21 protein-coding genes, 1 tRNA gene, 1 other RNA gene and 1 pseudogene are annotated in these 21,190 nt (G+C 71.6%); 12 read left to right on the top strand and 12 right to left on the bottom strand.

Annotated elements, in window-relative coordinates:
• Positions 1 to 35 precede the first annotated feature (35 nt).
• The 4 genes from IEZ11_RS51925 to IEZ11_RS12325 all read right to left on the bottom strand — a co-directional run bounded on the left by IEZ11_RS51925 (position 36) and on the right by IEZ11_RS12325 (position 2,322).
• Positions 36 to 170 (bottom strand): hypothetical protein, encoded by a 135-nt coding sequence (locus IEZ11_RS51925; RefSeq protein WP_268239905.1) that lies wholly within the window; start codon positions 168 to 170, stop codon positions 36 to 38.
• 66 nt (positions 171 to 236) lie between these two features.
• Positions 237 to 584: a hypothetical protein gene (locus IEZ11_RS12335; protein ID WP_189263100.1), complete on the bottom strand. Its 348-nt coding sequence runs from the start codon at positions 582 to 584 to the stop codon at positions 237 to 239.
• 225 nt (positions 585 to 809) lie between these two features.
• Complete coding sequence (locus IEZ11_RS12330; protein ID WP_189262741.1) at positions 810 to 1,460, bottom strand: HdeD family acid-resistance protein; 651 nt, start codon at positions 1,458 to 1,460, stop codon at positions 810 to 812.
• Between the two features lie 244 nt (positions 1,461 to 1,704).
• The gene (locus tag IEZ11_RS12325) at positions 1,705 to 2,322 is read right to left on the bottom strand and encodes an HhH-GPD-type base excision DNA repair protein (RefSeq protein ID WP_189262740.1); all 618 of its coding nucleotides are present in this window, start codon (positions 2,320 to 2,322) and stop codon (positions 1,705 to 1,707) included.
• A 135-nt stretch (positions 2,323 to 2,457) separates the two neighbouring features.
• Between IEZ11_RS12325 and IEZ11_RS12320 the strand changes: the two genes are divergently transcribed.
• The 5 genes from IEZ11_RS12320 (at position 2,458) to IEZ11_RS12300 (ending at position 8,812) form a co-directional block, all read left to right on the top strand.
• Positions 2,458 to 4,761 (top strand): penicillin acylase family protein, encoded by a 2,304-nt coding sequence (locus tag IEZ11_RS12320; protein ID WP_189262739.1) that lies wholly within the window; start codon positions 2,458 to 2,460, stop codon positions 4,759 to 4,761.
• Positions 4,754 to 5,380: a GNAT family N-acetyltransferase gene (locus tag IEZ11_RS12315; protein WP_189262738.1), complete on the top strand. Its 627-nt coding sequence runs from the start codon at positions 4,754 to 4,756 to the stop codon at positions 5,378 to 5,380. Before IEZ11_RS12320 ends, IEZ11_RS12315 begins: the two co-directional genes overlap by 8 nt.
• Positions 5,367 to 5,846 carry a cupin domain-containing protein gene (locus tag IEZ11_RS12310; protein WP_189263066.1) on the top strand — a complete coding sequence of 160 codons (480 nt, stop codon included), beginning with the start codon at positions 5,367 to 5,369 and terminating at the stop codon, positions 5,844 to 5,846. Before IEZ11_RS12315 ends, IEZ11_RS12310 begins: the two co-directional genes overlap by 14 nt.
• Positions 5,843 to 6,613 (top strand): SDR family NAD(P)-dependent oxidoreductase, encoded by a 771-nt coding sequence (locus IEZ11_RS12305; protein ID WP_189262737.1) that lies wholly within the window; start codon positions 5,843 to 5,845, stop codon positions 6,611 to 6,613. The genes IEZ11_RS12310 and IEZ11_RS12305 overlap by 4 nt, the downstream gene beginning before the upstream one ends.
• 183 nt (positions 6,614 to 6,796) lie before the next feature.
• Positions 6,797 to 8,812, top strand: a complete 2,016-nt coding sequence (locus IEZ11_RS12300; RefSeq protein WP_189263065.1) for a copper resistance CopC/CopD family protein — start codon at positions 6,797 to 6,799, stop codon at positions 8,810 to 8,812.
• Between the two features lie 6 nt (positions 8,813 to 8,818).
• Here IEZ11_RS12300 and IEZ11_RS12295 read toward each other — a convergent pair whose 3' ends face one another.
• From IEZ11_RS12295 to IEZ11_RS12280, 4 genes are all read right to left on the bottom strand, one after another.
• On the bottom strand, positions 8,819 to 9,328 hold the full coding sequence (locus tag IEZ11_RS12295; protein ID WP_189262736.1) for a DinB family protein: 510 nt from the start codon (positions 9,326 to 9,328) through the stop codon (positions 8,819 to 8,821).
• 200 nt (positions 9,329 to 9,528) lie between these two features.
• The gene (locus IEZ11_RS52825) at positions 9,529 to 10,086 is read right to left on the bottom strand and encodes an SCO4651 family lipoprotein (protein ID WP_505995995.1); all 558 of its coding nucleotides are present in this window, start codon (positions 10,084 to 10,086) and stop codon (positions 9,529 to 9,531) included.
• A gap of 53 nt (positions 10,087 to 10,139) precedes the next feature.
• Entirely contained in the window at positions 10,140 to 10,439 is a 300-nt protein-coding gene (locus IEZ11_RS12285; protein ID WP_189262734.1) for a hypothetical protein, read from the bottom strand.
• A complete protein-coding gene (locus IEZ11_RS12280) occupies positions 10,399 to 11,784 on the bottom strand; it encodes an ATP-binding protein (RefSeq protein WP_229712977.1) in 1,386 nt (461 codons plus the stop codon). The genes IEZ11_RS12285 and IEZ11_RS12280 overlap by 41 nt, the downstream gene beginning before the upstream one ends.
• A 175-nt stretch (positions 11,785 to 11,959) precedes the next feature.
• Here IEZ11_RS12280 and IEZ11_RS12275 point away from each other — a divergent pair, with 175 nt between their 5' ends.
• Genes IEZ11_RS12275 through IEZ11_RS12260 form a run of 4 tightly spaced genes read left to right on the top strand, consistent with a single transcriptional unit; the run spans position 11,960 to position 18,214 of the window.
• On the top strand, positions 11,960 to 13,123 hold the full coding sequence (locus IEZ11_RS12275; RefSeq protein ID WP_189262733.1) for a PEP/pyruvate-binding domain-containing protein: 1,164 nt from the start codon (positions 11,960 to 11,962) through the stop codon (positions 13,121 to 13,123).
• On the top strand, positions 13,086 to 15,017 hold the full coding sequence (locus IEZ11_RS51920; RefSeq protein WP_189262732.1) for a PEP-utilizing enzyme: 1,932 nt from the start codon (positions 13,086 to 13,088) through the stop codon (positions 15,015 to 15,017). Before IEZ11_RS12275 ends, IEZ11_RS51920 begins: the two co-directional genes overlap by 38 nt.
• A 27-nt stretch (positions 15,018 to 15,044) precedes the next feature.
• The gene (locus tag IEZ11_RS12265; protein WP_189262731.1) at positions 15,045 to 15,749 is read left to right on the top strand and encodes an HD domain-containing protein; all 705 of its coding nucleotides are present in this window, start codon (positions 15,045 to 15,047) and stop codon (positions 15,747 to 15,749) included.
• Positions 15,750 to 15,781: 32 nt separating this feature from the next.
• Entirely contained in the window at positions 15,782 to 18,214 is a 2,433-nt protein-coding gene (locus tag IEZ11_RS12260; protein ID WP_189262730.1) for a SpoIIE family protein phosphatase, read from the top strand.
• 337 nt (positions 18,215 to 18,551) lie between these two features.
• On the opposite strand, the gene IEZ11_RS12255 is transcribed toward IEZ11_RS12260, so the two are convergent.
• The 3 genes from IEZ11_RS12255 to IEZ11_RS51915 all read right to left on the bottom strand — a co-directional run bounded on the left by IEZ11_RS12255 (position 18,552) and on the right by IEZ11_RS51915 (position 19,721).
• Entirely contained in the window at positions 18,552 to 18,977 is a 426-nt protein-coding gene (locus IEZ11_RS12255) for a PIN domain-containing protein (protein ID WP_189262729.1), read from the bottom strand.
• On the bottom strand, positions 18,974 to 19,252 hold the full coding sequence (locus tag IEZ11_RS12250) for a CopG family transcriptional regulator (RefSeq protein WP_189262728.1): 279 nt from the start codon (positions 19,250 to 19,252) through the stop codon (positions 18,974 to 18,976). The genes IEZ11_RS12255 and IEZ11_RS12250 overlap by 4 nt, the downstream gene beginning before the upstream one ends.
• Positions 19,253 to 19,598: 346 nt before the next feature.
• Positions 19,599 to 19,721 (bottom strand): hypothetical protein, encoded by a 123-nt coding sequence (locus IEZ11_RS51915; protein WP_268239904.1) that lies wholly within the window; start codon positions 19,719 to 19,721, stop codon positions 19,599 to 19,601.
• Between the two features lie 343 nt (positions 19,722 to 20,064).
• On the opposite strand from IEZ11_RS51915, the gene IEZ11_RS12245 reads away from it, so the two are divergent.
• Positions 20,065 to 20,478, top strand: coding sequence for a hypothetical protein (locus IEZ11_RS12245; protein ID WP_189262727.1), 414 nt, complete (start codon positions 20,065 to 20,067; stop codon positions 20,476 to 20,478).
• Between the two features lie 160 nt (positions 20,479 to 20,638).
• Positions 20,639 to 20,857 (top strand): annotated as a pseudogene (locus IEZ11_RS12240) (site-specific integrase); the annotation flags it as partial.
• 63 nt (positions 20,858 to 20,920) lie between these two features.
• On the opposite strand, the gene IEZ11_RS12235 reads toward IEZ11_RS12240, so the two are convergent.
• Positions 20,921 to 21,008: transfer RNA gene (locus tag IEZ11_RS12235), tRNA-Ser, on the bottom strand.
• Between the two features lie 72 nt (positions 21,009 to 21,080).
• Between IEZ11_RS12235 and ffs the strand changes: the two genes are divergently transcribed.
• Positions 21,081 to 21,179: signal recognition particle sRNA small type (gene ffs / locus IEZ11_RS12230), an RNA gene on the top strand.
• Positions 21,180 to 21,190 lie beyond the last annotated feature (11 nt).

Below are 21,190 nucleotides of genomic sequence, written 5' to 3'. Positions count from 1 at the left end.
GCCCCGTACGGGCCGCCCGGCTCGGGGCCGCGGGATCAACCGCGTTTCTGCTCCTGCGGTCGCGGCCGCAGGCTCGACGACTCCGCCGTCTTCGGCTCCGGCTTCGGTGTGCTGCGCACGGCTTCGGCGCGCAGCAGGGCGCGCAGGACCGCGTACGGGTCTGAGGACATGGCTGTGTTCCTTGCGTAGGGCTGACTGACCTGGGGGGATGGGGGTGTGCGGGACAGGCCGGTCGGTCAGCAGCGCAGGACCACGGTGCGCAGGAGAGGGGTGGCGTACGGCGGACGCGGTGCCGTCGCCGGGCGGGGGCGGTGCCGGTCCGCCGGGCCGGCGGGCGCCGCGTCGGGCAGCGGTGCGGGGCGCTGGGGTACGTCGGCACGGTGGACGACGCGGGCGGGGGGCCGTAGCGGGGTGTCGAGGGCGTCGTGCTCGGCGGTCTCCGCGGAGGCGGTCGGGGCGGCCGCCGCGAGCGCCGCCGCGGCCGTCGGGACGCCGGCCAGCAGCAGGACGAGCAGCAGCACGAGCGCCCGCGGCCAGGCGGGGCCTGACCGCGGGCGACGTCCGGCCGAACGACCGCTGCTCATGGCGGTCATCTCCCCACGCGGCGGGCGCTGTTCATCGTCCCGGGCACGAGATCCGCTCACTCGGCGTACCGCCGATGCACAGAGTTGACGAGCCGGACGAGCCGGACGAGCCGACACTGCCGGGGCGCCCGTTCAGAAGCCCTGCGCCGGCGGGGCCCGCGTCCGTGCCGTGCGTGCCGTCCGTACCGTGCGTGGCCTCGCGGCCGGTGCCCGCAGGGGCCGCGTTCACAGCGTCCGGGGGATCTGCTTGGCGCGGCCGCGGATGCCGAACGCCGTGACGATCTCGACGACGCCGACGACGACCAGCCAGATGCCGGCCACGAGGGTGAGTACCGCGACCGACTTGAACGGCGAGACGATCAGCACGATGCCGGCGATGAACGTGACGATCCCGAGGAAGACCTGCCAGCCCCGGGCGGGCATCCGGGAGTCGGAGACGGCGGCCATGGTCTGGGTGATCCCGCGGATCAGCCAGCCGATGCCGATCCACAGGGCGAGCAGCAGGATCGACTCCATGGGGCCGCGGAAGCAGAAGAGGCCCAGCAGGATCGACAGCGCGCCGCTGATGAAGGCCAGTACGCGCAGCGAGGTCGCCCGGTGCGTGCCGAACGCGGCGACCAGTTGGAAGACACCGCTGATCAGCAGGTAGATGCCGAAGAGCACGCCGGCGGCGAGCAGTGAGGCGCCGGGCCAGACGAGGACCAGGACGCCGAGGATCAGGGAGGCGATCCCGGTGAGCAGGACGGTCTGCCAGGCGGCCCGGGAGAGGGCGTGCAGCGGCCCCTCCAGGGGCGGTTCGAACTCATGCCGAGCGGTGCCGGTGGCGTGCGCCTTCCGGTCGTCGTCCGCGGGGCCGGTGCTGAGGGGCTCGGTCATGCTTCCAGCTGAGACCGGGGGAGCCGGGCAGGCCAGCAGGGAGGGCCCGATCGGGTGACATACCGTCGGCGTGCCGACTACGTGCCGTCGGCCTACCGACTACGTGCCGACGGCCTACCGACTGCCTACCGTCGGCCTACCGTCGGCGCGCCGACTACGTGTCGTCGGCCTACCGTCGGCCTACCGACTGCGTGCCGACTACGTACTGATGACGTCGTGCCGAGGCCCACGGCCGCCCCGTTCGCTACCTGCCCCCGCCGGCCTTGGCCGCCTTCGCCGCCGCCTTCAACTCCTGCTTGTGGGCCCGCACCTTGGCCAACGACTCGGGCCCGGTGATGTCGGCCACCGACCGGAACGCCGCCGGCTCCCCGTACGCCCCCGCCGCCTCCCGCCACCCCTTCGGCGTCACCCCCAGCTGCTTCCCCAGCAGCGCCAGGAAGATCTGCGCCTTCTGCTTGCCGAACCCGGGCAGCTCCTGGAGCCGCCCGAGAAGCTCCGCCCCGCTGCCCGCGTCACGCCAGACGCCCTCGGCGTCACCGTCGTAGTGCTCGACGAGGTACTGGCACAGCTGCTGGATGCGCTTGGCCATGGAACCGGGGTACCGGTGCACGGCCGGCTTCTCGGAGAGCAGCGCGGCGAACGCCTCCGGATCCCGGGCGGCGATCTCGTGCGCGTCCAGATCGTCCGTGCCCATGCGCTGCGCGATGGTGGCCGGACCCTTGAACGCCCACTCCATCGGCACCTGCTGGTCGAGCAGCATGCCGACGAGCGCGGCGAGCCTGCTGCGGCTGAGGAGTCCGTCGGCCTCGGGGTCCTGGGCGAGATGCAGGGCGGGGGTGGGGGCGGGGGCGTTGGCGTCCATGGCTCGATGATCCCGCGCCCGGACCGGCCCCGCGCGCTCGCGACGGCCCGGCCTCCTCGACTCCCGCACCTCTCGCGTACGATTTCCCCGCGATTCGACTTAGGTAAGGCTAACCTCAGACAAGGGGGTCACCGGGTGACCATCGAGACGTACCGCGACGCCTGGGGCATCCCGCATCTGCGGGCGGCCGACATCCACGAACTCGCCCGCGCGCAGGGCCGGGTCACGGCCCGTGACCGGGCCTGGCAGCTGGAGGTGGAACGGCACCGGGTGCAGGGCACGTCGGCGTCCTTCCTCGGCGCCCCGGCCGTGGCCTGGGACGTCTTCGCCCGCCGGGCCCGCCTGGCGGACACGGCGAGACGTTGCTTCGAGGCGCTGGAGAGACGGGACCCGGAGACGGCGGAGTGGGTACGGGCGTACGTGGCCGGCGTCAACGAGGGTCTGCCGGCCGGTGCCGCCCGCACGCCGGAGTTCGCCCGCGCCGCCCTGGCCCCCGGCAGCTGGGAGCCGTGGCACCCCCTGGGCATCTGGCTGGCCACCCACATCCTGTTCGCCGGCTTCCCGGCCAAGCTGTGGCGCGAGGAGGCGATACGGCACCTGGGCGAGGAGGCGGTCCCGCTCTTCGCCACGGACGGCCCCACCACCGTCGGCAGCAACGGCTGGCTCCTCGCGGGCACCCGCACCACCACCGGCCACGCCCTCCTGGCCGGTGACCCCCACCGCTTCATCGAAGCACCCGGGGTCTACCAGCAGATCCACCTCGCCTGCCCGGAGTTCGACGTCGTCGGCCTGGCGGTCCCCGGCGTCCCCGGCATCGCCCACTTCGGCCACACGGGCACGGTCGCCTGGTCCATCACCAACGCGATGGCCGACTACCAGGACCTCTACCGGGAGCGCCTGCGGCGCACGGAGACCGGAGTGGAGGCCCTCGCCCCGGACGGCACCTGGACCCCGACCACCCACCACACGGAGACCGTCGAGATCTCCGGCTGCCCCCCACTACGGCTCGAACTCCTCGAAACGCCCCGGGGCCCGGTCATCACCGACACCCCGGAGGAGACGACAGGCGTGCCGGCGACAGCGGACGGCACGGGGACGGCCTCGGGGGTGGTGGGCGATCGTGATCGGCCGGCGGTCGCCGACGGTGGCCGGCCCCCGCGGGAGCCGCTCGCACCCGACGACGAAAGCCGCACGGGTGGTGCGGACGGGAAGACATCCGCCGATGGCGAAACCGAGGCGTTGGCGCTCCGCTACCCGCCCCGTGTCACCGAAGACCTGGGCTTCGGCGCCCTCCTCCCCCTCCTCCGTGCCCGCCACGTCACCGACGTCGACCGCGCCTTCGACGCCTGGGCCGAGCCCGTCAACGTCGTCCACGCCGCCGACACCGCCGGCGGCCTCCTGCACCGCGTCGCCGGCCGCGTCCCCCTCCGCTCCCTCACCAACCGCACCCGCCTCGCCCCCGCCTGGCTCCCCGGCCACGACTGGCAGGGCTGGCACGAGATGCCGTACGGCGACATCACCGACGGCGTGGCCGTGATGGCGAACCAGCGCGGCCCGGCCGCCCCCCTCGGCGTCGAGTTCGCCCCGCCGCACCGCGCCGACCGCATCCGCGCCCTCCTCGGCGAGCGCCGCACCTGGTCCGCCGCCGACATGCCCGCGATCCACACCGACACCCACCTCGCCTCCGCCGCCCCCCTCCTCGACCACCTGGCCGCCCTCGACGACCTCACCCCCGAGGCCGCCGGACTCCGGGCCCGCCTCCTCGCCTGGGACCGCCGGATGGCCGCCGACAGCACCGACGCCGCCGCCTTCGCGGCCGTACGCTCCGCCGTCGTACGGCACCTCGCCGCCCACCCCGCCTTCGCCGCCCTCGCCGAACCCCCGGCCCGCCCCGAGGTCCTGCTCCCCTGGCTGGCCCTCACCCCCCGTATCGCCTTCGCCCTCGAACACCTGCTGAAGGCAAGGGAGCTGTACGGCGTCGACCGCCCCGTCGCCGTACGCGCGGCGATCGAGGAGGTCGCGGCCGACCCGCCCACCGGCACCTGGGGTGACACCCACCGCCTCGCCCCCTGGCAGGCGCTGCCCGAGCCGTCGTCGTACGACGAGGGACCGGCCCTGTCCGGCGACCACGACTGCGTGCTGTGCACCTCCACCGTCCCCGGCCTCACCGACCGCTCCGCGCGCGGCCCGGCCGCCCGTTACGTCTGGGACCTGGCCCGCCGCGACGACAGCCGCTGGGTGGTCCCGCTCGGCGCGGACGGCGTCCCCGGTGCACCCCACCACAGCGACCAACTCCCCCTGTGGCTCAAGGGAGACCTGGCCCCGGTCATCACCGACTGGGACCGATTGGAACGCGTAGACCTCAGGGAACTCGCAGACCCCGCTGACCCGACAGACCTCACGGACCTGACAGACCTCACGGAAGAGCACGATGTCTGAGCACCGCACACACCACCCCGTCTTCGAACATCTGGTCCCCGGCTTCGGCACCGTCCGTCTCCGCCCCCTGGACCCCGAGCGCGACGCGGACGCCGTCCACACCTGGGTCCGTGCGGAACGCGCCGCCTTCTGGGGCATGACCGGCCTCACCCGCCCCCAGGTCGCCGAGGTCTACGCCCACATGGCCACCCTCGACACCCACCACGCGTACCTCGCCGAGAAGGACGGCACCCCGGTCGGGCTCCTCCAGACGTACGAGCCGCAGGCCGACCGGGTGAGCGAGTGCTACGACGCCCGCCCCGGCGACATCGGCGTCCACGTCCTGCTCGCCCCGCCCGGCCCCGAAGGCCCGCGCCCCGGCTGGACGGAGGCCCTCCTGACCGCCTTCACGGTGTACGCCCTGCGCGCCCTCGACCGCCACCGGATCATCGTGGACCCGGACGTCCGCAACGAGAAGGCGATCGCCCGCTTCCGGCGCCAGGGCTTCGAGCTGGGTCCGGCCGTCGTCCTCCCCGAGATCGACCTCCCCGACGTCCACCTGCCCGAGAAGCACGCTCAACTTGCTTTTCTCTCCCGGCCGGTAGCCTGCCCGGATGTCCCGGACGCTGACTCCCGCTGACCTGATCGCCCACTACGGTCTGGAGCCGATCCCCCGCGAGGGCGGCCTGTTCCGTGAGACCTGGGCCGGTCCCGCCCGCGCCGACGGCCGCCCCGAGGGCACCGCGATCGTCGGCCTCCTCACCGCCGACGACTACTCGGCCCTGCACCGCCTGCCCACCGACGAGATCTGGCACTTCTACCTGGGCGACCCCCTGGAGTTCCTGCTCCTGGCCCCCGACGGCACCACCCGCACCCCCGTCCTCGGCCCCGACCTGCTGGGCGGCCAGCACATCCAGCTGACCGTCCCGGCCGGCACCTGGATGGGCGCCCGCGTGGCACCCGCACCCCCGGGCGCCTGGACCCTCTTCGGCTGCACCCTGGCCCCCGGATTCACCTTCGCGGGGTACGAACACGGGAACGCGGCCCACCTCACGGCGCGTTACCCGTCCGAAGCCGCCCGCATCACGGAACTCTGCCGTCCATGACGACCCACCTGCTGGACGGACAGATCGCCCTGGTCACGGGCGCGAGCGGCGGTATCGGCCGGGCCATCGCCCGGCGCCTGGCGGCGGAGGGCGCCGCGGTGGCCCTGCACTGCCGTACGGCGGTACGGGCGGCGCGCGAGACGGCCTCGGCCATCGCGTCCGACGGCGGCCGGGCGACGGTCGTACAGGGCGACCTGAGCGACGAGGAGACCTGCCACCGTGTCGTCCGCGAGGCCGCCGACTGGGGCGGCGGACGGCTGACGGCCCTGGTCAACAACGCGGCCGTGCAACCCGTCCAGCCCCTGCCCGGCATGACCGCGGCCGACTGGCGCGCGGTCGTCGACACCGACCTCACCAGCGTCTTCGCCTGCACCCAGGCCGCCGCCGAGGTCATGCGGGCCCGGTCCGACGGCGGCACGATCACCCACATCGCGTCCATCGAGGCGAGCCACCCGGCCCCGGGGCACGCCCACTACAGCGCGGCGAAGGCGGCGGTCGTCATGCACGCGAGGGCGGCGGCGCTGGAGTACGGCCGCCTCGGCATCCGCGTCAACTCCGTCTCCCCGGGCCTGATCGACCGGGAGGGGCTGGCGGCCGACTGGCCGGAGGGGGTGCGGAGATGGCAGGAGGCGGTGCCCACGGGCCGGTTGGGGAGCGCGGACGACGTGGCGAACGCCGTCGTCTTCCTGGCCTCGCCACTCGCGTCCTGGATCACCGGCCACGACCTGGTGGTGGACGGCGGAGTGTCGGCCCGCCCGACGTGGTGACGCTTCCACCCTCGAACCAGAGCGCCCCGCGCCCCGAAAGGGGCGCGGGGAACTGCGCGACCAGCCCCCACCCACCCGCAGACAAAATGAGCACTACAGCCTTCCCGGCCGTATGACCCAAGAACACGTGTTGCCGAACTCGGAGCGGGTGACGTGAGCGAAGGACACGAAAAGCGGCGAGCGATGCCGGCCGACGACCACCGGCACAGGATCCGGCTCCTGCGCGCCCTCACCCTCCTCGGCACCCTCCTCGCCGCCCTCCTCCTCGCCTCGGCCGGCCCCGCCTCCGCGCACGCGGCCCTGCGCGGCAGCGATCCCGATGACGGCGCCGTGCTCAAGTCGTCGCCCCGATCGGTCACCCTCACCTTCACCGAGTCCGTCGGCCTGCTCGACGACTCGTTCCGGGTGTACGACCCCACCAACCACCGGGTGTCCACCAGCGCCGCCGCACACGGCCCGGCCGGCTCGGACACCGCCCGGATCACCTTCCCGAAGAAGCTCGGCACCGGCACGTTCACGGTGGCGTGGCGCATCGTCTCGGCGGACAGCCACCCCGTCTCCGGCGCCCTCACCTTCTCCGTGGGCAAGCCGACGGCGACCACGACGCCGATATCCACCGGCCCCGTCGAGAACCCGCTCACCGGCAGCCTTTACAACATCGGCCGCTACGTCGCGTACATAGCCGTGGCGCTGCTCATCGGCGCCGTCGCCTTCCTGGCCGTCTGCCGTCCGCCGGACCCGGCCCCGCTCCGCGTCCCGGTCCGTACCGCGTGGTGGACTCTCCTCGCCGCGACCCTCTTCCTCTTCGTCCTCCGCTCGCCGTACGAGGAGGGCAGCTCCCCGGCGACGGCCTTCGACCTCACCGCCCTCGGCAGGTCGGCGACGGGCCGCCCCGGTCTGGCCCTGCTGGCCAGGGCCGCCCTGCTGGCGCTCACGGCGGCGCTGTACCTCATCCTCCGCAGGCGCCTCAGCCCGTCCAGCCTGACCCGCCCGTCCCGCCCCCTGCTCGGCACGGCGGCCGCCCTCGCCATCGCGCTGGCCCTGACCTGGGCGGCGGCGGAACACGCCTCGGCCGGCATCCAGGTCCCGCTGGCCATGACGTCGGCGGTCCTGCACCTGTTGTCGATGGCGCTCTGGCTCGGTGGCCTCACGACCCTTCTCATCACCCTCCGCGCCACCGCCACGCCCCTTCCCGCCGCCGTGGTCACCCGCTTCTCCCGGGTCGCCTTCGTCTCGGTGACGGTCCTCGTCGTCACCGGCGTCTACCAGTCCTGGCGCGGCCTCGGCTCCTGGCAGGCGCTCACCGACACGTCGTACGGCAGGCTCCTGGTCGTCAAACTCATCGCGGTGACCCTGCTGCTGGCGGCGGCCTCGCAGTCCCGCCGCTGGACGGCGAAACTGGCGACGGCCCCGGCGGCGAAGGCCCGCGCCCGCGTCCTCGTGCCGGTCGGTGCCCCCGCGGACCTGCCGACCCCGTTGGACGCACCGGCCGAGAACGATCCGGCGGCCGAGCACGGGTCAGCGACCGGGAGCGACTCAGCGACCGAAGACGATCCGGCGACCGGGAAGGACACAGCGACCGGGAAGGATCCGGCGACCGGGAAGGATCCGGCGACCGAGGGGAATCCGACGACCCCGGGGGAACCGTCCACCGCCTCCGTCACCTCCGTCACCTCCGTCACCTCCGCCACCCCCGTCGGTCGCCACCAGGCCGCCCTGCGGCGGTCGGTCCTCGCCGAGGTGGCCATCGGCGTCGCCGTCCTGGGCATCACCACGATCCTCACCGGTACCCTGCCCGGCCGGGCCGCGGCCGAGGCGGCCGGGTCGGGAACGGCGTCGGACGTGACCGGCATCCCCGCGGCCGCCGTCGCCATGGTCCCCTTCGACGTCGGCACGCCGAACGGCCACGGCAAGGTACAGATCACCCTGGACCCGGGCCGGGTCGGCGCGAACTCCGTGCAGGCGGTCGTCTTCGGCCCCGACGACGGCATCTCCACCGTCCCCGAACTCCGTGTCTCCTTCACGCTGGCCGCCCAGAAGATCGGCCCGCTGCCCGCCAACGTGACCGACCGCGGGGGTTACTGGGCCGCCGACTCCGTCAACATCCCCATCGCGGGCGAATGGACGATCACGATGACGGTACGGGTGTCCGACCTGGACCAGGTGACGGTGACGAAGAAGATCCGGATCGCCGCCTAGCCGGGCTCAGGCGCCCACGGTCCCGTCGACGCCCTCGCGGAGGAAGTCGGCGTGCCCGTTGTGCCGGCCGTACTCCAGGAGCACGTGCAGCATCACCATCCGCAGCGACACCTCCTCCTCCCACCTCGGCTGGTATCCGGCCTGGTCGAGGGAGACGGCCGCGTGCTCGATCCGGCGCGAGGCCGCCACCTCGGCCTCCCAGGCGGCGAACGCCTCCTGCCTGGTCGACTCGCTCGCGTCGTACGCCGCCTGGAAATCGATCTCGTCGGACCACACCATGGGCGCGTCGTTGTCCTCGAACACCCGGCGGAACCAGGTGCGTTCGACCTCCGCGAGATGCCGTACCAGGCCCAGCAGCGACAACGTGGACGGCGGCATCGACCGCTGCCGCAGCTCCTCGTCGGTGAGCCCTTCGCACTTCATGGCGAGGGTCGCACGGTGGTAGTCGAGGAAAGCCCGCAGCATGTCCCGTTCACTGCCGAAACTGGGCGGCCCCACGCGATCGTCGCTGCTCACCGAACGTACTCCTCATCCACTCGTCGACCCAGGCACCCGGGCGCAACGGCAGTATCCAACGGCGGAGCGGCCGACTTCGCCGGGAACCGAACGGTTCCTCGGATCCGTGCGCCGGGTCGAGCCCGGAACACGAGCAACTGGTTCGACCGCGAGGCTGCGCCTGTGCTGCCGTCAGATGCCGCTGATGTCGCTGATGCCGCTCAGTTTTCCTGGGCCTGGTCCGCGATCGGGGTGGTTTCCTTGGCCGGTGGGGTTTCGATGGCCACGGGCTGACTGATGTCGAGGAAGGTGATGGTCAGGTCGAGCGGCCCGTCTCCGGCGTCGGCGAACATGTCGTTGTGCTCGGCTCGCATACGGAACTGCCTGGTGCGGTCCGCGTCGTCCGTCCACAGGTCCATGGTGAGCGGGTCGGAGACCTCCAACTGGATGAACTGATCGAGGCGCCCTCCGATCAGGCCCTTGCTGTTGACCGTCCCCTGGTAGTGGGTGGTCTCGACACCGTCGACCGTCTCGGTCCCGATCAGACGCAGATCCCTGGACCCGGTCAGAAGCGTGGACTGATCGGTCGGGTTGCGCCTCGGGGGCGCAGCGCACTCCCACCGAAGTACGTCACCCTGCCGACGAACCGGATCTCCAATCCGCCTGGCCTGCCCTGGCCGTTCCTGGCCAGGGCGGCCGCACCGCCCTCGCCACGGCCACCGCAGGAGCCACTGTGGGACGGCCCGCAACCGCCTAACCAGCCTCGGCGTCCCCTCCACGCCGACAGTGATCAAGTCGCTCCACCTCGCGGCCGGCGGGCAGGAGTGCCGCGCTAGGGGGTGGGCTGATCCGTGGCTTTGACGATCGGGAGGGCGAACATGGCGCCGATGTTGTTCCACGTGAAACCGTCCTGCCAGTCCGGCTGGTCGTCCGCCCAGTCGAGGAGGGCCTGACGGGCCCTGTCCTGGGAAGCGGTCACGGTTTGGTAGTGCTCTGCGGGGACGCCGTCCCGGTACTCCAGTTGGTAGGTGTTGTCGTCGCGGAACAGCACCTGGATGTACCAGTCGCCCTCGCGGTCCTCGTCCTGCCGCTCAAGGATCAGGTGGTCGCCCTGTCCCAGGTTCGCGAGCATCGTGTCTATCGCCGGCTTGGAGGGGTGCTTCACCGCGCGCCCCTGAACGTTCGTCGCAATCAGCATGGGCAGAGCATGACGGAAGGGTCTGACAGTGGTGGCCCTCGGGGCGTACGGTCGGTCTACGGGCGACTGCGACCCCGCTGCGGGAGACGGCCACGAGCGGTACCGGTCCGTCGGTGATCGCCGCCCGGTGCTTCTGCAGTGCGGCCAGGTCGTGGCTGTCGAACGCGGAGTTCTCCAGCCACTTGACCGAGCCGAGGAAGAGCAACTCCTTGGCCACCGGCTGCCGGTCGGCGCCCACCAGGTCGATCTCGGCGTCGTTGCCGCGGGTCCAGTACCCGCCGATCGCCGGGGCGGTGGGGAGGAGTCCGTCCGGCAGGAGACGGGCGAGGGATTCCCGCACCAGGGGTTCGATCGCGCGGCCGCGCCAGCTCGTCCACCGCTTCTGGATGCGGCTCAGCGTGAGATCTCCCCGCATCCGCTCGATCTCCGCCATGTGCGGATCCAGGAACGCGAGCCAGAAGCGCAGATAGGGGTCGGCCACCCGGTAGCGGCGTTCCTTCGACGGCCGCAGTGAGAGGGGCAGTTCGGCGGCGACGACCCGTTTCCCGGTCAGGACGTCAGTGGCTCGGGTCAGAGTGGTGTGGGCGATGCCGCCGGCCGCGCGCGCGATGTTGGTGAAGGTCCGCTCCCCGGAACCGATGGCACGCAGAACCTCCCCGCTCATCGCCTGCGGTGGAAACTCCGCGGCCAGTGAGCGCTCGGCGGAGACCAGCAGCGCCGAGATCGGGTTGTCCAGCGAGTCGCGGAGGAACTCGCGGACGTCCGCTCCCGGCCGCCACTCGGCGCAGATCAGGGGAAGTCCCCCAGTGATCAGCGCGGCGTCGAACGCGGCCGCCGGGGACAGGTCGAGCATCTCGCCGATGTCGGCCGGGTTCAGGGGCCCCACGACCATTTCCCGGCCCCGCTGGTGAAAGGGACGGTCGTAGCTGTTCAGCGCCTCCGTCATCGGCAGATCGGACCCGACCAGGAGGAGAAGCACCGGTTTGCGGCTGAGCAGCCGGTCCCAGGCCCGCTGGAGCATGCCCTCGAAGGCGTCGACGCGGTCCATGAGATACGGAACCTCGTCGATGACCACCACGCTCGGGCTGTCGGCGGGAAGGATCTCCGCGAGCAGCCTCAAGGCCGCGTTCCACTGCGTCGGGGTCTCCTCGGAGAACAGTTCCCGCTCCGACAGGGTGGATCCGGCGACGGCGTCGAGCAGTTCCGTCAGTTCGCCCTCCGCCGTGCCGCCCGCGGCGGTGAACGTCCTGGACCGCCCGCAAGGCGTTGCCGATGCCATCCCGGCCTACTCTGCTAGTCGGGCATGAAGTCGGGTATGAGGCTCATGACGCTGTGGATACGGGAGAGGGTGAAAACGCGCTCGTCGTCTCGCCGACGGCACCGGCACCAAGGGACGCCGTAGGCTCGATTCAGAGAGGTGCTGCCGCAGCCGTCTCCGTGCGGAGGACAGCCGCATGAACTGCATGTACACCATCACCTTTGACTCCGGCGCCGATGCGGCCACGGCGCGGGTCGGGGGCAAGTGCGCCGGGCTGCTGACGATGACCGCCGCCGGTCTCCCGGTGCCGCCCGGGTTCGTGTTGACCACGGACGCCTTCGACGCACTACTCGACGGCGGCGGTCTGCGCGCGGAGATCGAAACCGTCCTCGCCGGGATCGATGTCACCGACACGGCCGACACCGAGGCGCGCGCCGCCGAGGTCCGCCGACTGGTGACCGAGCGGCCCGTGCCGTCCTCGGTCGCGGCGGCCGTCACCAGCGCCTACCAGGCACTCGGTGAGGACGGTGACACCCCGGTGGCGGTACGGTCCAGCGCGAGGACGGAGGACCTGTCGGCCATGAGCTTCGCCGGACAGTACGACACGCACCTGTGGGTCCGGGGCGCCGATGCCGTCCTCGACGCCGTACGCGGCTGCTGGGCGAGCCTGTGGACGGCCCGCGGGATCAGCTACCGCACCGCCAGGGGCGTGTCCGAGCGAGGGCTGGCGATGGCGGTCGGCGTGCAGAGGATGGTCGACGCCCGTACGGCCGGTGTCGCCCTGACCCTGAACCCGTCCGACGGCGACCGGTCGAAGGTCGTCATCGACGCGGCCTGGGGACTCGGGGGACCGGTGGTGTCCGGTGAGATGACCCCCGACCACTACGTCGTGGACAAGGTGCTGCTCGTCCCCGTACGGACGACGGTTGCGCGCAAGCACCAGGAGCTCGTCGCGGCGCCGGACCGGGGCACCCTCGTCCGGCGCGCGGTCGAGAACGCACGCCAGGAGGCGGCCTGCCTGGCGTCGGCCGAGGTCACCGCGGTCGCTCGGCTGGCCAAGGCCGTCGAGAGCCACTACGGATGCCCGCAGGACATCGAGTGGGCCATCGACCGCGCCCCCGCCCCGCTGCCGGACGGCAGTCCCCGGGTGCTGCTGCTCCAGACACGTCCCGAGACGGTCTGGAGCAGCAGGCCGCGCACGTCCGTCGAGGTGGTGCCCGGGGCGGGTGTCAGCAGCATCGTCGAGACCATGCTCGGCCTCCGCGGAGACCCGCCCCGGGACCTGGGTCCGGACACCGCGCACCCCACGAAGGGACGTCGCCATGGCGACCCAGCCGCGCACGACATCGGGAGCACGTAGGACCTTCCCCAGTCCCCACGAGCTGCCGGCGCCCGCCGGGGCCGAGGACTGGCGGAGCCTGTACCCGTACTCCGTGCTCTTCCAGCCCGAGCGGCGTGCGGCGGACGAAGCGGCGTTCTGGTTCTGCGACAGCCAGCACTGGCCCACGGTGCTCAAACCGTTCGAGACGATCGGCCCCGAGCTGGCGGCCAAGTGCCTGGGCCAGTTCAACACCCGGCACTTCCTGGTGCCGCCCGCCTCCGGCATCGAGTGCCGTGTCCACCTCGGCTACGTCTATCTCAGCCCGATCTCCGTACCGCCGGAGGAGGCCGCGGCGCGGGTCCCGGAGTTCCTCAGACGCGCGGGGTACTACTTCGAGCACTGGGACGCGCTCCTGGACAACTGGAAACGCAAGGTCCTCGCCACGATCCGGGAACTGGAGGCGATCCGCTTCGCCGAACTGCCCGACGCGCAGCCGTACGAGGAGATCGAGCGCGGCGTCGGGCTGGACGCGGCCGACGCCCTGCTGGGCGACTACGACCGGCTGCTGGCGCTGTGCCACCGTGCCTGGCAGTACCACTTCGAGTTCCTCAACCTCGGCTATGCGGCCTACCTGGACCTCTTCCAGGCGTGTCGGCAGTGGTTCCCCGACATCCCGGACCAGGGCATCTCGGCCATGGTCCAGGGCGTGGACATGGAGCTGTTCCGCCCGGACGACGAGCTGAAGCGGCTGGCGGAGCTGGCCGTCGAACTGGGCCTGGAAGAGCTGCTGACCTCCTCCGCTCCCGGCTTCTCCGCTCCCGGCTCCTCCGCTCCCGGCTCCGTCCGAGCGGGGGAACCTCCGTCCGGCCCCGGCCCCGGCCCTGGCCCCGGCCCCGGCCACGACACCCTCGCCGCCATCGCCCGGGCGCCCCAGGGCGGTGTCTGGCTGGACGCCTGGGAGGCGGCCCGCGACCCGTGGTTCAACTTCACCTCGGGCAACGGCTTCTACAGCGACGACCGGTACTGGCGGGACGACCCCGAGCTGCCCCTGGGGTACATCCGCGACTACGTCCGGCGGCTGCGGCGCGGCGAGCGCATCGGCCGTCGCCTGGCCGAGCTGGTCTCCGAACGCGACCGGATCACCGGCGAGTACGCCGCCCTGCTCGACCCCGGCCGGCGCGCGGACTTCGAGGCCAAGCTGCGGCTCGCCCGCCAGGTCTACCCGTACGTCGAGAACCACAACTTCTACATCGAGCACTGGACCATGGGCGTCTTCTGGCGCAAGGTCCGGCAGCTCTCCGCGCTGCTGCAGCGGGCGGGCTTCTGGCCGGGCGAGAACGACATGCTCTACCTCACCCGCGACGAGGCCCGCGGCGCGCTGTTCGACTTCGCGGCCGCCTGGGCACAGGGCAGCGCGCCGATCGGCCCCGCCTACTGGCCGCCCGAGGTGGAACGGCGACGACGGATCGTAGAGGTCCTCGCGACCCGGCGCCCGCAACCGGCGCTGAACCGCCCCCCGGAGGCCGTCACGGAGCCGTTCAGCATCATGTTGTGGGGCATCACCAGCGAACGGGTCCGTTCCTGGCTGGCCGGCCCCACCACGGGCGGCGACCTGACCGGCATGGCCGCCTCACCGGGATGTGCGGACGGCCCGGCCCGGATCGTCCACAGCCCCGCCGAACTGGACCTGGTACGGGACGGGGAGATCCTCGTCGCGCCGGTCACCGCACCCAGCTGGGCCCCGGTGTTCGGCCGGATACGCGCCACGGTGACCGACATCGGCGGGGTGATGTCGCACGCCGCCATCGTCTGCCGTGAGTACTCCCTGCCCGCCGTCACGGGAACAGGGACGGCGTCCACCCGTATCAGGACGGGACAGCGGATCCGGGTGGACGGCACGGCCGGCACGGTCACCCTTCTCGACCTCGACTGAGTGTGCCCGCGGCCACAGGAGACCGACATGCCCCGCGAACCCATCGCCGACCTTCCGCTGGACGCCTCGCAGATCCCCCCGGCGGACGAGGTGCCCGCACTGGTGAGCCTGACCGGGGTGGCGCAGGAGATCTATGTCCGCGCCCGGCCCTATCTCGACGTGCGCGACAACGACGCGCACTCGCTCTACGCCTACGGACTCGCCGCCGCGTTGCTGGAGGCGGTGCCCGAGGCCCGTGCCGCCGTCGTGCTCCCGGCGATCCTGCTCCACGACACCGGCTGGAAGGCCGTCGACCCGGCACGCATCCTGCCCGCCATCGCGCCCGGCTCCCGCGACCCGGAAACGGTTCGCAGGCACGAGACCGAGGGCGCCGTCATCGCCGCCCGCATCCTGGCCGACGTCGGATACCCGCGGGCGGACATCGCGCGGATCGTGGCGATCGTCGACGGCCACGACACCCGGCGGCACGCCCTGAGCGCCGACGACGCGGTGGTCAAGGACGCCGACAAGCTGTGGCGGCTCACCCCGCACGGCCAGCGGACCATCGGCTCCTGGTTCCGTCTCGACGCCGAGCAGGCGCTGCGGCTGACCCTGTCGGTCACCTATGACCGCCTGCTCACGGACCCGGCGAGGGCGATCGGCGGTGCGCTGGCCGCCCTGGCGGGGCTCGGCCACAGCCCGCAGCTGCGCGCGACCGCCAAGGGGGCCGGGGGCTCCGCGGTGAACGGTTGAATATGGATATGGCGCGCCTCACGCTGGATGCCATGGAAGGGTTGCCCGTCCGCGGTCTGATCGTGACGGACCGGCGTGGCCTGGTCGTCGGCTGGAACCCCGGCGCGGAGGGCCTGCTGGGGTACACGGCCGCGGAGGCCGTGGGACAGCCGGTCGCGGAGCTGCTGGGCGTGGCGGAGCTGCCGGCCCCGGACGACGCCGACGGGCCCCGGGAGCGGCACACGGTGCTTCCGCTTCGGCACCGCGACGGAAACCTGCTGACGCTGCAGGTGTCCGGCCACCCCGTCGGCGGGGGCGGGACCGGACTCGGCGCGGTCCTGCTGATCGGCCCGCCGCCGCAGCACTCCGCCTTCCTGGAGCGGGGGACGCTGGCCACCTGGGCGCTGGACGCCGCGCCGATGGCGCTCACGGTCTACGACACCGAACTGCGCTGCGTATGGCAGAGCGAACGGATGCGCCGCCTCAGCGGTATCCCGGACGAGGAGCGGCGCGGGCGCCGCCTGACCGACGTGCTGACCGGTCCGGACGCCGTGGAGTGGGAGGGGCGGATGCGGCTGGCCCTGCTGACCGGCGAGGAGCAGGTCGGCGAGGTCAAGGGAACCCTCCTGGCCGAGCCCGCCTCCCGGGTCCTGAGCGTCTCCGCGACACCGCTGCGGGACGGCGGGGGCCGGACGCTCGGCGTCTGCACCACCGTGACCGACGTGACCCAGGCCAGTCGTGACCGGGAGCGCCTGGCGCTGCTGAACGACGCGAGCGTCCGCATCGGCAGCACCCTGGACGTGGCCCAGACCGGCCGGGAGCTGACCGAGGTGGCGGTGCCCCGGTTCTCCAACTTCGCCCGCGTCGACCTGCTGGAGGCCCTGCTCAGGGGCGACGAGCCCGCTCCCGGGCCGATACCCGGGGCCGTCCGGCTGCGCCGGATCGCCGAGCTGACCCTGTTCGAGGGCGTCACGGAGACGCGGGACGCCGCCGACGACTCCGACGTGTACCTCGCGGACTCGCCCGCGGCGCTGTGCCTGGCCAGCGGACGCTCCGCGGTGTACCGGACGACGGACCCGGAGATTCGCGCCTGGGCGGCCGAGAGCCCGGCCCGGCAGGCGAAGATCGCCCGGTACGACACCCACTCCTGGATGCTGGTGCCGGTCAGGGCGCGGGGGACGACGCTGGGCGTGGTGATGTTCGTCCGCAACAGGGAGAACCTCGACCCCTTCGAGCCCGAGGATCTGTCCCTGGCCGAGGACCTGGTGGCCAGGGCGGCGGTGTGCCTGGACAACGCGCGCCGGTTCACCCGCGAGCGCACGGCCGCGCTGGCGCTCCAGCGCAGCCTGCTTCCCCAGCGGCTGCCGGACCAGTCGGCGGTGCAGGTGGCCTACCGTTACCTGCCGGCCTCGGCGGACACCGGCGTCGGGGGTGACTGGTTCGATGTGATCCGGCTGTCGGGTGAGCGGGTCGCCCTGGTGGTCGGGGACGTGGTGGGGCACGGGATCCACGCTTCGGCGGCCATGGGACGGCTGCGGATTGCCGTGCGCGCGCTCGCGGACGTCGATCCGACCCCGGACGAGTTGCTGACCCGGCTGGACGACCTGGTGATCCAGCTGTCCGCGGAGTCGGGGGGCGACCTGCGCGACGATCCTGCCTCGGACATCGGCGCCACCTGTCTGTACGCGGTGTACGACCCGGTGTCGGGGCGCTGTTCGCTGGCTCGGGCCGGCCATCCGGCTCCCGCTCTGGTGGCGCCCGACGGGTCGGTCCGGTTCCTGGAGGTTCCGGCCGGACCGCCTCTCGGCCTGGGCGGGATGCCGTTCGAGTCGGTCGAGGTGACGTTGGAGCCGGGAAGCCTGCTGGCGCTGTACACCGACGGCCTGATCGAGTCCCGGCAGCATGACGTGGACGTGGGCATGGAGGCACTGCGCAGGTCACTCACCACGCCGGCCGACTCGCTGGAGCACCTGTGCGACCAGGTGGTGCGGAGACAGCTTCCGGGCGGTCCCGCCGACGACGCGGCGCTGCTGCTGGTGCGCACCCGGATGCTCGACGCCGGGCGGGTGGCGGCGTGGGGCGTGGCGGCGGACCCGGCTGCGGTGGCGCGGGTACGTGCGGAGAGCGTGCGCAAACTGGTGTCCTGGGGCCTGGACGAGGCCGCGTTCGTGACCGAGTTGGTGGTCAGTGAACTCGTGACGAACGCCATCCGGTACGGCGGCTCCCCGATCCAGTTGCGGCTGATCTACGACCAGGCACTGACCTGCGAGGTCTCGGACGCGAACAGCACCGCGCCGCACATGCGGCGGGCGCGGACGTTCGACGAGGGCGGCCGGGGTCTGCTGATGGTCGCCCGGTTGACTCAGCGGTGGGGAACACGGCAGACCCCGATGGGCAAGACGATCTGGTGCGAACAGCGCCTCCCGACCGGGACCGGAGCCGGCCCGCCCCGGCCCGAGGCGTGGGACCCGGCCGACGCGGCCTGATATGCCCCCGGCGGTCGGTCGAGCGGCGACTGTCTCTTCGTCCACGCCGTTGAGGACGGCCAACCTCGCCCCTGGGACGTGAGCGTGCGCCTTTCCCGCTTGAGCCAATGCCCTGGACAGACGGCCCCTGTAAATGCAACCGAAACGGCAACCAAGGCACGCCGAAGAGCCGGACCGCATGGAGCGGTCCAGCTCCTTCAACACGCTTTCCAAATGGTCGTCTGGGGGTTCGGGGAGGGACGCGGGCGTCCTGACCTGCGGCGGAGAGGGGTATCAGAAGGGCGGCGGACGGTGCTCGACGGGGATGAATGAGACCTGAACTGAGACCAGGGCCGGGTCATACCTTCTTGACGACGATGGTGTCCGGGAGGAGCTTCTCCAGGTCGTCCACGTCCGAGGTGAAGACGGTGACCTGCCCTTTCTGCTGGCGTGCGATGACAGCGAGCACGGCATCGATCGCGTACTTGTGACCGCGCAGCTCGGCGTCGGCCAGGAGACGCCGGGCCTGGCGGGCCTCGTCCCTTCCGATATCGGCGACCTTGAGTCGGGAGAGCACCCAGTCCCAGCGCTGCTCGGTGGTCCTGCCGTCGTACGCCTCGACCAGCGTCATGGGAGACGTCACCACTTCGGCCTCACCCCCGGCCGCGAGGTCGAGCCAGGCGATCATCCTGCGGTCGCCACGCACGGCCAGGGACAGGGCCTCGCAGTCGAGTACGAAGACGCGCAGCGGCCGCTGCCTGTGCTCACCGGCACGCTTCTTCACGCGGCCTCTCCGGCATCGCGTCCTCCGGCGGTGCGACGGCGCTCGTGCTCGGCGTCGAGATCATCCAGTTCCTCGAGGGCTGTCGCACGCTCGTCCTCGGTGACCGGCCCGTGTTCCTCCTGCAACCAGTCGACCAGCTCCAGCAGCCGGTCCCGATCGCGCTTGAATCGCAGTGCTTCGGCTACATACGCCGAAAGTCCCCTCTCCGCCGCGTCGGCGCGGATCTCGTCGAGGAGATCTTCAGGGATCGTCACAGTGACTTTTTTCGTCGCCATACCAGAGACCATACTCCTGGTGTAAATGCCCTTACCGGGTTGCCGTGACCCGTAGGGCAAAGAGGCCGATGGCCAATCTGTGAGTCCTGCCCATGCGTGATCGCCGACTCGTGCCACTTCACTCGGCCACGCGGCCGGACTGGTGAGGGCGGGCCGCTTCCTCTGCCATGTTCGCGAGGCGATGGGACTGATGGCTGGCCGCCGGCGGGCCGAGTGTGACATCGGAGGGTTGGGCGCGCGAACGCCCTCTCCGGGTTGACGCACGGCACGGAACGGGTTGGTGGGGCGCACCTGGATGGTCGGTGCACTGCTGATCCGTCGAGCGGCTCCACGTCGGCGGTTTCGGTCACACGAAGACCCCCGATAGCGCCGAGATGACGTCCAACAGGAACACCTTGCTGGGGCCGCGGTGTCCGGTGACCGTCATGCCGAGACTGCGCGTCGGTCCGGGGGCGTCGTGGAGATTCATGGGGCAGGCCAGACGGGGGGGCACGTACGGCGGTGCACGGTGGCGGGTGGCGGTGCACCAGACGAAGGCCAGGACAACGAGCAGACGGGAGAGCCGGTTTCGCTATGCCGAGTTGGTCAGCTCTATGGTTCGCGGCCCGCTGAAGCGCGCCCCGCGCGATGATGAGCGCACAACTAGGGGTATTTCAGACAAAAGCCCAGACCATACCTGGTGATACCGCGTCGCTCCGAACCGCCGGGAGTCGGATGGTTCTGCGGTTCTCTCTCCTCTGTAGGGAGGGAACTGCCTGATCCGTTCCCCACTGCGCCGAACCGGGTCTGACGAGACGCGAAGGAGCAAGATCATGTACAGCTGCGAGGGATGCGGACGGCCCCGGCGGGGGTTGTTCTTCGGCTCCGGGATCGGAGAAGCGAAGTGGTGGTGCTGGCGCTGCCAGAGCACCGATCGGAAGGAACTGATCAGTTCTCTGGATGACCACGCTCAAGGCGTGCTCAACCGTGACGCCGACGGGGTGCACTGGCCCTACGGCCCGAACATCTACGTCCAGATGCGCGCGGACATGCTGGACTGGGCGGACCGGCACGACCTCAAGAGCGGCGACACGGGGAGTTCGTCCGGGCTGCACTGGGATTCCATCAGTGAGTACCCGTCTCTCACGGCCGAGGTCGGGCCAGAGAGTTGGTACGGCGCAGGTACCAGCGGTGTCTACATCTGGAATGAGGGCAACCGTTCCGTGGCTGTTCGGCCGCCTCGTTAACCGCGCATCGAAGGGTTCCACTTCGCGGTGACGCCCTTCGGAATCGTGCCGGGTGAGGGGCTGGCAGAGGAGTGCGGCTGCACCTCCGCCTCGATGGCGCTATCTGCTGGACTCCCACGTTGCAGCGGCTCAAAGCAATCTAGGGCACATGGTGTGGTGTGGCCCACTGAGCCGGGAGGCGGACTGTCACGACTGGAAGCGGCTGCTGGAAGACTCGGGGGTTCGGGACGCCCGGCTGCACGACGCCCGGCATACGGCCGCCACCGTGCTTATGCTGCCGGACGCCATGCTCAAGGACGTGGCCCGGAAGATCGCCGAAGCGATCTGGGGAGCCCCGGAGACACCCGCTGTGGACAAAAACCAGGACACCGGGGTCTGAGGACAACGTCGAAGGGCCCCCTGTTTCCAGGGGGCCCTTCGACGTATTGCCCGGTGAGAGCAATGGCGGAGGATACGAGATTCGAACTCGTGAGGGGTTGCCCCCAACACGCTTTCCAAGCGTGCGCCCTAGGCCTCTAGGCGAATCCTCCGGTCGGAACATTACATGACCGAGAGGAGTGCTCGCGAACTCGTTCCTGGCGGCTGACGTCGGGTACTCTGTGCAGAGCCCCTCACGCGGCGCTATCTGACTGAACTCCCCCAGGGCCGGAAGGCAGCAAGGGTAGGTCGGCTCTGGCGGGTGCGTGGGGGGCGCTTGCGTTTGCGGGCGGGG

The sequence above is a fragment of the Streptomyces fuscichromogenes genome, assembly GCF_014645815.1.
Lineage (GTDB): Bacteria > Actinomycetota > Actinomycetes > Streptomycetales > Streptomycetaceae > Streptomyces > Streptomyces fuscichromogenes.
The sequence above is the reverse complement of the archived record's forward strand: the minus strand, read 5'-3'. Positions and strand labels throughout refer to the sequence as shown.

Coding starts and splice junctions, on each gene's coding strand:
- IEZ11_RS12305 (WP_189262737.1), top strand. CDS start 5,843: ATGACGACCCACCTGCTGGACGGACAGATCGCCCTGGTCACGGGCGCG.
- IEZ11_RS12325 (WP_189262740.1), bottom strand. CDS start 2,322: ATGGACGCCAACGCCCCCGCCCCCACCCCCGCCCTGCATCTCGCCCAG.
- IEZ11_RS12265 (WP_189262731.1), top strand. CDS start 15,045: ATGCCCCGCGAACCCATCGCCGACCTTCCGCTGGACGCCTCGCAGATC.
- IEZ11_RS51920 (WP_189262732.1), top strand. CDS start 13,086: ATGGCGACCCAGCCGCGCACGACATCGGGAGCACGTAGGACCTTCCCC.
- IEZ11_RS12245 (WP_189262727.1), top strand. CDS start 20,065: ATGTACAGCTGCGAGGGATGCGGACGGCCCCGGCGGGGGTTGTTCTTC.
- IEZ11_RS12315 (WP_189262738.1), top strand. CDS start 4,754: ATGTCTGAGCACCGCACACACCACCCCGTCTTCGAACATCTGGTCCCC.
- IEZ11_RS12250 (WP_189262728.1), bottom strand. CDS start 19,252: ATGGCGACGAAAAAAGTCACTGTGACGATCCCTGAAGATCTCCTCGAC.
- IEZ11_RS51915 (WP_268239904.1), bottom strand. CDS start 19,721: ATGAATCTCCACGACGCCCCCGGACCGACGCGCAGTCTCGGCATGACG.
- IEZ11_RS12260 (WP_189262730.1), top strand. CDS start 15,782: ATGGAAGGGTTGCCCGTCCGCGGTCTGATCGTGACGGACCGGCGTGGC.
- IEZ11_RS12335 (WP_189263100.1), bottom strand. CDS start 584: ATGAGCAGCGGTCGTTCGGCCGGACGTCGCCCGCGGTCAGGCCCCGCC.
- IEZ11_RS12300 (WP_189263065.1), top strand. CDS start 6,797: ATGCCGGCCGACGACCACCGGCACAGGATCCGGCTCCTGCGCGCCCTC.
- IEZ11_RS12285 (WP_189262734.1), bottom strand. CDS start 10,439: ATGCTCGCGAACCTGGGACAGGGCGACCACCTGATCCTTGAGCGGCAG.
- IEZ11_RS12275 (WP_189262733.1), top strand. CDS start 11,960: ATGAACTGCATGTACACCATCACCTTTGACTCCGGCGCCGATGCGGCC.
- IEZ11_RS51925 (WP_268239905.1), bottom strand. CDS start 170: ATGTCCTCAGACCCGTACGCGGTCCTGCGCGCCCTGCTGCGCGCCGAA.
- IEZ11_RS12280 (WP_229712977.1), bottom strand. CDS start 11,784: ATGGCATCGGCAACGCCTTGCGGGCGGTCCAGGACGTTCACCGCCGCG.
- IEZ11_RS12330 (WP_189262741.1), bottom strand. CDS start 1,460: ATGACCGAGCCCCTCAGCACCGGCCCCGCGGACGACGACCGGAAGGCG.